Genomic DNA, 7,428 nt, shown 5'->3' with positions numbered 1-7,428 from the left:
ATCGAGATCGGCACGGCAACGTCACCCAGATGGACACCGCGCGGATCGGCCGGCGCACGGCCGAGCCCGAGCCGGATCTGCCGGCCCCGGATAGCGCACCCGTCCCGGATGCGCCCAAGCAGCAGCTCAGCAACGTCATCCAGCTGGGCAACCGGCTTAATGTGATCCCGCCGCCGGAAGCAATCGAGCGCGGGTTGATCGCGGAGGAAGCGGCCGCAGATATCCAGCAGATCAAGGATTGCGACGTAAAGCGGCTGGATCACCGCGTAACCGCAGTGAACTACGCCTTAGCTGCGCTCGCCCGCGTGGAGGCGGGCGAGGCCAGCGTATACAGCGCCTCCAACTGGTTGTCGGCGCTCAGACGCAGACAGCGAGCGCGGCGAGGCTCGGTGGTGTCCGCGGGCGTGGCATCGTCGCTGCCGGACAGGGCGGCGGATCGTCGTCATCGTTCCGGCGCCCGGGGCGGACGTACCAGCGCAGGTTCGAGATCCGGCTCGGGCGGCGTCGAGCTGGTGCCATGTTCATGGAGCCAAGGTCAGTGAGATGCGGCTCTATCGTAGACACGAGTCATTCTCCTGAAAACGCAAAGCAGGGTGTGACGGGTGTTGCCCCCGCGCACGACCGGTTCGCGAGGGCGTCTGTTCAAGAGCAGTTGGGCTGAGGATCAGGCAGCCTTAGCGTGGTCCACGATCCGCGGCTGCGCGTTGTCCTGGCCGACAGCGGCCGAGGCGCCCCCAATCGTGATGCGACGCGGCTTGAACGCCTCTGGGACCTCCCGCACTAGCTCGACAGTCAGCAGGCCGTTCTCCATGCGGGCGCCCGTGACCTTCACATGATCCGCGAGGTTGAAGGTCTGGCGGAACTGACGCGCGGCGATGCCCCGGTGCAGGAACTGGCGGTCGCCCTCAGCATCCTTCTTCTGCCCGGTGACAAGGAGACTATTGGCGTTCTGCGTCAGCTCGATCTCGTCGGGTGCGAAGCCAGCCACCGCCAGGGTGATGCGGTAGGCGTCGTCGGCGACTTTCTCGATGTTGTAGGGCGGCCAAGCGGCCGACGCGTCGACGCGAGCAGCCTGGTCCATCATGTCGAACAGGCGGTCGAAGCCGACGCTGGAGCGGTAGAGCGGTAGAGCGGGGCGAAGTCGAAGGTCCTCATGACCACATCCTCCTTGCGAGCAACGTGATAACGAGAGCCGCCGGACACCATGTCCGGCGCCCAACATGCGAGCCTGAATGGGCCTCGCACACGCGCGTAACGCCAAAGACGAGGCCGAGTTCCAATGCGGATGCCGGATTTTTCGTGACGTCAGGCGTGCGCCAGGACGGCCTGCGCGACGCCACCCATGGGCTGCGCAGTCCCAACGCCGACAAGCGCCGACCTGTCGCCCGTGCTCGGTCTGCGGGCGACAGGTCCGCCATCACGGCATCCACCGCGCTTCAGGCGCGCCAGCGCGGCGGTTCCTCGTAGGACAGGGACTGGACGATCTGGCGGTAGGCCGCTTCCGGGAAGGCTTTGAGGGTTTGTGCGCGGATGTTGCCGAGCATCCCAAGCTGCAAGCTGAAGCGGGCCGCGACAGCGTCGTCTGGGGCCTCGTAGACCGCCACGATGTCGTAGCTTCCCAGCGTCAGGAAGAAGTCCTTGAAGCTCCCGCCCATCTCCGCGAGCAGCTGCTTGGCCGCATCGAGTCGAGCGGGTGAGTCGGACGCCGCGCGTGCGCCCTGATCAGTCCAGTTCGCCAGCATGATGTAGGTGGTCATCGCATACCTCCAATTTTGAGCGTGACCGGGGCGTAATGGTACAACAACTTGTGCTCGCGGGGACACAAAAAGTCCCGGACAGGTACTCTCGACCTGTCGAGGTAATGGGCCGAGGGTCTGTGGCAAACTCGGGTGCAGGCCGCTTGCCGGTCAGCTCGGCCACCTCGGTGGTGAGCATTGCCACCGTCTCGGCCACGGCAACTTGCTGCCGTGGATCGAGGCCGAGTTCTCGATGGCCGAACGTTCAGCCCGGCGCTTTATGGACGCGGCCGAAGCCTTTGGGTCCAAATCGGCCAATGTGGCCGATTTGCCCGCCACCGTCCTCTACGCCCTCACCGCCCCGTCCACCCCCGAGCCCATCAGGGAGGAGTTCATGCGCGAGGCCGAGGCGGCCGGCGGTGCCTGTGGATAATCCGCCGCCGCTCCTTGGCCTCGCCCTGACAGGGACTCGCTACGGGGGTGCTGCTGGAGAGCACCACCACCATGCCCGACCACACCGAACCTGACTTGTTCGCCGCCGCCGGTCTCACTCTCGATGTCGAGACCGTGCAGCCCGCGCCCAAGCGCCAGAGGAAGCCCAGGACGCCGTCGCCGGCCCAGCGGGCGGCTGCGGACCGCCTGATGGGCGCTCGCCGCCAAGGCCGACGCTTTCGAACGCGACGGACGCTACGACGAGGCCGCGCTGCTGCGGATGCTCGCGCGAGACCACCGAATTCGCGCGATGGAAGTCCGCGCGCACATCGGACTGCTTGAGATGTGGCTCGGCCTGACGGAGATTGACCGGCGACCGTCACAAGAAAGCCCGCCGCAGCGATGCCGGGCGGGCTGGAGGTGGAGTAATCCCGTGAATGCCCTGTAGACCTGCGGGCGGGTGTTTGGTTCCCGAATGAGTGCCGCTTGACCGCCTTCAGCTGAAGGAACCCCATCGGGCCAGTCGCGAGAGGTGTACGGAACTCCTGGCTGCGGTCAGACCGCTCGGTTCAGACCCCGGCCTGCATGGACCGAGGGTGCTGTGCTCATCAGCACCTCATCCGGGCCGAGCGGCTGCTCGGACTAGACCGGCGCCATCAGCGTGAGCACCGTCGTAGCGATGGCCATCGAGGCGACGGTCGAGAATGCGGAAATCACGAGCCAATCCATCGTCGTTCCTCCTGGAGACATTGTTTTCATTGCCTGGATGTAAGGTTTCATGAACCATCAGCCCTGACGGTGCTCCAGAGCACGTGCTCGAATGCTGATTATCGGCGGACCACAAAAGAAACGCGCCGCAGCTAGGCGGGACGGGTTACCGTCCGGACTCATAACCAGTAGCTGACGGTGGCGGCGATGCAGACGGCGGCGAGATAGTTGGCGGCCGAGCGATCGTAGCGGGTGGCGATGCGGCGGAAGTCCTTGAGCCGCCCGAACATGCGCTCGATGGCATTGCGGCCGCGATAGAGCACGGGCGAGAAGCATGGCTTCCAAGGCCGGTTGATCTTGGGCGGGATGTTGGGTGCGGCCCCGGCCGCCTCGATCTGCCGGCGGATGGCGTCGCTGTCGTAGCCCTTGTCGACCAGCACGATGCGGCAGGCGGGCAGACGTTCGAGCAGCAACGCGCCGGCCTTGCAGTCGGCGGCCTGCCCGCCGGTCAGCAGGAAGGCGAGCGGGCGGCAGAAGCGATCGGTGAGGGCGTGGATCTTGGTCGTGCGCCCGCCTACGAGGCGCTGACGACCTGAAGCCCACGCTTCTGTGAAGCAGCCGGGATGTCCTGCAGCTTCGCACAACGGGTTTGGTTCCGCCCACCTGCCTTAGCTTCGTAGAGCGCGCCATCCGCGCGGCGGTAGAGATCGGCTAGCGCTGCGATCTCCGCACCAGTCGGCACCACGGCTGCTAGCCCGATGCTCACTGTGACCGCGCCCGCTCCGATACCGGCAGATCCGATTGCCAGGGTGGACACCTCGGCATGGACCTTCTCCGCAATGCAAAATGCGCCTGCTTGGTCTGTGTCTGGCAGGAGAATAGCGAACTCCTCGCCGCCTACACGGCAGACGAGGTCGTGCGGGCGATGAATGCTGGCCGAGAGGCAGCGGGCCAGACCCTTGAGCACCTCGTCGCCGACCGCGTGCCCGTAGCGGTCGTTGAAGCGCTTGAAGTGATCGGCATCCACGATGAGTAGTGATAGCGGCTCACCTGAGCGCCTTACGCCACCCGAGGCCCGGGTGAATGCGTCCTCAAACGCGCGGCGGTTCGGCAGCCCTGTCAGAGCATCCGTCAGAGATAGCTTTGCGAGTTCCGCCTGCATGGTTTCGCGGCGGCGCAGCTCACGCCCGAACAGGAGCGACAGCGCGATCGTGAGGCCACACAGCAGCGCCACGATGCCCCCGATGACGAGCGCCTTCACCCGCCACTCGGCCTCGGTCTCGTCGGTCGAGAGAGCGACGTTCAGGATCAGCGGCAGGTCGCCGACTTGCGTAAAGGTGTAGTATCGCTCGATGCCGTCCCGGATCGAGGTGTGGACAAAACTGCCGTTGTGCTCACGCAAAAAACCCTTGAAGGTTGGGGCACTCGCGATGTTGGCACCGATGTCAGCCTCGACGAAGGGCTGGCGCATGACACGCGTGCCGTCGCGCAGGTAGAGATTGATGGCGCCGTTTCGGCCGAGGTCGATCTGACTGAACAGCCGCGTGAAGTAGGACAGGTTCAGTGTCCCCAACACCACGCCGCCGAATGTACCGTCAGCCTTGTTGATGCGACGGCTCAGCACGATCATACGACTGCCGAGCAGACGTGAGAACAGCGGCTCACTGATGTAGAGACCGAGATTGTTCTGCGCCTTATGGGCCTGGAAATAAGCTCGGTCGGCGTAGTTTGCTTTGCGCGCAGGAACCGCGCCTGCCTCAATGACGCTATCGCCGTTCTCATCGGTGACGACCAGCACGCCCATGTCGCGAGCCGTCGCAGCGCGGTCGAACAGCAACAGCTGCCGCAGCTCGGGGGTGACCTGCGCAAGTCCCGGAGCCTTCAGGTTGTCGAGGACCCCGCGCAGCGAGAGATCGTACAGCTCGATGTTGCGAGCAATGTCGCGCTCAAGGACCTGGACGAGGTTCTTGGAGGTCTGCTCAGCCTTGTCCCAGGCGTCCTGTCGCAGATCCAACAGCATCAGGCCGGACGCTGCGAGCATCCCAACGGGCGCCAGGACGCCGAGGGCGATCCATGTCCGGGCAAACTGAAACCGAAGCACTAGGCGTCGCAGCGGGACCATCGAGGGTTTCTCGCGAACGCGTTCGCTCCCGCTCAATCCTGGCACGGACAATCCTTACCAAGGGTTTTAGATCGGTAGAGTCAGGGCGGTGTCGTGCGTCTGCGCCAACACGATCGCGTGAGCACCCGTCGCACCTGCACCCCACGAGAAGGGTCAGGGTAACGCCGTTCCCGATCAGCGGCTGACCAGTTACCTCTCTACTCCCCCATTACTCCTATTCATCTGCTGATCAAAGCGCTTCCAGAAGCCGGTCAGCCGCCGATAGGGTTTGCCATCCGGGCCGAGGTGCCGACCCTCCTCTATGTATCGTCGGCAAAGCCATCCGTTGACGCTGTCGAGGACTCCCGAGGTATCCTTCAGAAATGCGGAGGTGGCCTCGATCAGGTCGAAGCCCACGTGTTTCATGAGGGCCATTATTTGTGCCTGGATAGCGGTTTTATGCTCCTTGGCTGCAGGCTTGAATACTAAAAGGGCCGCCGTTGAGGCGGCCCTCATCACCGACGTCGTCCCGGCTTGCGTCAGGCGGCGCGGACGGTTGCGAGGAAGCGCCTCATCTCGGCCGCGAGCTGCTCGGACTGGCGTGACAGCTCGGAGGCCGCCCCAAGTACCTGATTAGCCGCAGCGCCCGTGTCCTCAGAGGCGCGTGCCACACCGGCGATGTTGCTCGTCACCTCACCCGTGCCGCTCGCCGCCTGTGCCACGTTGCGCACTATCTCCTGGGTGGCTGCACCCTGCTGCTCAACGGCAGCCGCAATGCTGGTGGCAACCCCGCTGATCTCCTGGATGCGCGCGCTGATCGAGCTGATCGCCGTGACCGCCTGACTTGTCGAGCCCTGGATCCGGCCGATCTGGCCCGAGATCTCGCTCGTGGCCCGCGCGGTCTGCTCGGCGAGCGCCTTAACCTCGCTCGCCACCACCGCAAAGCCCTTCCCGGCGGCGCCGGCGCGCGCCGCCTCGATCGTGGCGTTCAGGGCCAGCAGATTGGTCTGACCGGCAATCGTGGAGATCAGCGTCACCACGTCACCGATGCGCGACACAGCCCCGTTAAGCTCCTGCACGAGTGCGGCTGTCTGGCAAGCCTCATCCACAGCAGTGCGGGCCAGCTGGGCCGAGCCGCTAACCTGCCGGCCGATCTCCTGCACGGAGGAGCCCAGCTCCTCCGCCGCTGCAGCTACGGTGTTGACGTTGGAGGCGGCCTCTTCGGCAGCAGCGGCCACAGTTGTCGAATGACTGGCTGTCTCCGTCGCCGTCGTCGTCATGGTCTGTGCGGTGGCCTGCAACTCGGTAGCTGAGGATGACACCATGCTGATGATGCCGCCGACAGCTTGCTCGAAGCCGTCGGCCATCTGGCGCATGCCGGCCCTACGCTGCTCCTCGGCCGCCAGCCGTGCGTGGGCCGTCTCCGCCTCCAGCTGACGAGTCCGGATCAAGTTTTCCTTGAACACCTGCACAGCCGAGGCCATCGCGCCGATCTCGTCGTGCCGCTCGGCGCCTGGAATAGCCGTCGCCGTGTCACCGGCAGCTAACCGGACCATCGCTCCTTCCAGATGTATAATTGCTCGGGAGACCCACCGCTGCAGAATGATAAAGCTGGCAGCTGCGACCGAGAGAATGCCAATCGCCATACCCGTCAGCAGAAGCACCCAGGTCCAAGCCTGATCCGCTGATGCCGTTGCCTGACCAGTCAGAACCTCCATCGCCGCGGCGGCGACGGCAAGGACATCCGACTGTGCATCGCCAGCAAGCTTCAGCCACGTCTCCATGTTGAAAGCGAGGGGCTGACCGGTTGCGGCAGAGGTATCGATCTCCTTGCGTAGGTTCACATAGGCACTTCCGGAGAAGCTGTTCTGTGCGGCGGCTAGTGCCGCCCTCAGATCTGTTGGAGCGTGTTCGTCCATCAGGTCGGCTATAACGCCAAGACCAGACGTCACTTGGTGCGCGTATTCCCGTACCTTAATCGTCTCTTCCGGCCGCACGGCCCTGTTCTGTGCCAGGATCGTGCGGACCTGGAACCGAAGCATCCCGGCGCTGATCCGCGCCTGCCACGCGGTCGCGCTGATCTGAATGAGGGGAAACATCTTCGGGTCGAGCGCCACGATGCGATGCCCCAACAGCTTGGCGCCATGCTGGAGCGCGTTCAGCACCGGCTCAAGCCGCTCGTCGAGCCGAGCCCGCACTGTCATGTCGCGTGCGGCAAGTTCCTGGCCTAGAGCCGTGCCCGGCCGCGTTGCGACGGGTTAGCGGTTTGCCGCGTTGAGTGGTGAAGGAGCCCTCGATGCCTTCACCGTTGTCTGTCGATCTGCGCGAGCGTGTCGTGGCGGCCGTGGCCGAGGGCGCCTCCTTCCATCGAGCGGCGGCCCGGTTCGGTGTAAGCGTGTCGAGTGCCAGCCGCTGGTCGGAGCGGTTCGCGCAGGAAGGCCACGTCGCGCC

Annotated in this window: 9 protein-coding genes and 1 pseudogene; 3 read left to right on the top strand and 7 right to left on the bottom strand. The window is 64.9% G+C overall.

All coding sequences use genetic code 11. The annotated features are described in order from the left end of the window. Positions 1 to 542, top strand: a 542-nt coding sequence (locus ACXJL8_RS28245) for a hypothetical protein (RefSeq protein ID WP_456685977.1), incomplete at its 5' end; no start/stop codon positions are given. A 122-nt stretch (positions 543 to 664) separates the two neighbouring features. On the opposite strand, the gene ACXJL8_RS28240 is transcribed toward ACXJL8_RS28245, so the two are convergent. Further along, on the bottom strand, positions 665 to 1,084 hold the full coding sequence (locus ACXJL8_RS28240) for an Hsp20 family protein (RefSeq protein ID WP_456685976.1): 420 nt from the start codon (positions 1,082 to 1,084) through the stop codon (positions 665 to 667). A gap of 352 nt (positions 1,085 to 1,436) precedes the next feature. Further along, complete coding sequence (locus ACXJL8_RS28235; RefSeq protein ID WP_456685975.1) at positions 1,437 to 1,757, bottom strand: GYD domain-containing protein; 321 nt, start codon at positions 1,755 to 1,757, stop codon at positions 1,437 to 1,439. Positions 1,758 to 1,959: 202 nt separating this feature from the next. On the opposite strand from ACXJL8_RS28235, the gene ACXJL8_RS28230 reads away from it, so the two are divergent. Further along, positions 1,960 to 2,169: a hypothetical protein gene (locus ACXJL8_RS28230; RefSeq protein WP_456685974.1), complete on the top strand. Its 210-nt coding sequence runs from the start codon at positions 1,960 to 1,962 to the stop codon at positions 2,167 to 2,169. A gap of 641 nt (positions 2,170 to 2,810) precedes the next feature. Here the strand turns inward: ACXJL8_RS28230 and ACXJL8_RS28225 are convergent. The 5 genes and pseudogenes from ACXJL8_RS28225 to ACXJL8_RS28205 all read right to left on the bottom strand — a co-directional run bounded on the left by ACXJL8_RS28225 (position 2,811) and on the right by ACXJL8_RS28205 (position 7,181). After that, a complete protein-coding gene (locus ACXJL8_RS28225) occupies positions 2,811 to 2,948 on the bottom strand; it encodes a hypothetical protein (protein ID WP_456685973.1) in 138 nt (45 codons plus the stop codon). A gap of 107 nt (positions 2,949 to 3,055) precedes the next feature. Next, positions 3,056 to 3,475, bottom strand: a pseudogene (locus ACXJL8_RS28220) (IS5 family transposase); the annotation flags it as partial. Next, positions 3,451 to 4,998, bottom strand: coding sequence for a sensor domain-containing diguanylate cyclase (locus ACXJL8_RS28215; RefSeq protein ID WP_456685972.1), 1,548 nt, complete (start codon positions 4,996 to 4,998; stop codon positions 3,451 to 3,453). The gene ACXJL8_RS28215 and the pseudogene ACXJL8_RS28220, both read right to left, overlap by 25 nt. Positions 4,999 to 5,187: 189 nt before the next feature. Beyond that, on the bottom strand, positions 5,188 to 5,496 hold the full coding sequence (locus ACXJL8_RS28210; protein WP_456685971.1) for a hypothetical protein: 309 nt from the start codon (positions 5,494 to 5,496) through the stop codon (positions 5,188 to 5,190). A gap of 20 nt (positions 5,497 to 5,516) precedes the next feature. Continuing rightward, the gene (locus tag ACXJL8_RS28205; protein WP_456685970.1) at positions 5,517 to 7,181 is read right to left on the bottom strand and encodes a methyl-accepting chemotaxis protein; all 1,665 of its coding nucleotides are present in this window, start codon (positions 7,179 to 7,181) and stop codon (positions 5,517 to 5,519) included. A 92-nt stretch (positions 7,182 to 7,273) separates the two neighbouring features. On the opposite strand from ACXJL8_RS28205, the gene ACXJL8_RS28200 reads away from it, so the two are divergent. Beyond that, on the top strand, positions 7,274 to 7,428 hold a 155-nt coding region (locus ACXJL8_RS28200; RefSeq protein WP_456685978.1), incomplete at its 3' end, for a helix-turn-helix domain-containing protein.

It is taken from the genome of Bradyrhizobium sp. P5_C11_2, assembly GCF_054049755.1.
This window is presented reverse-complemented; position numbering and strand designations above follow the sequence as displayed.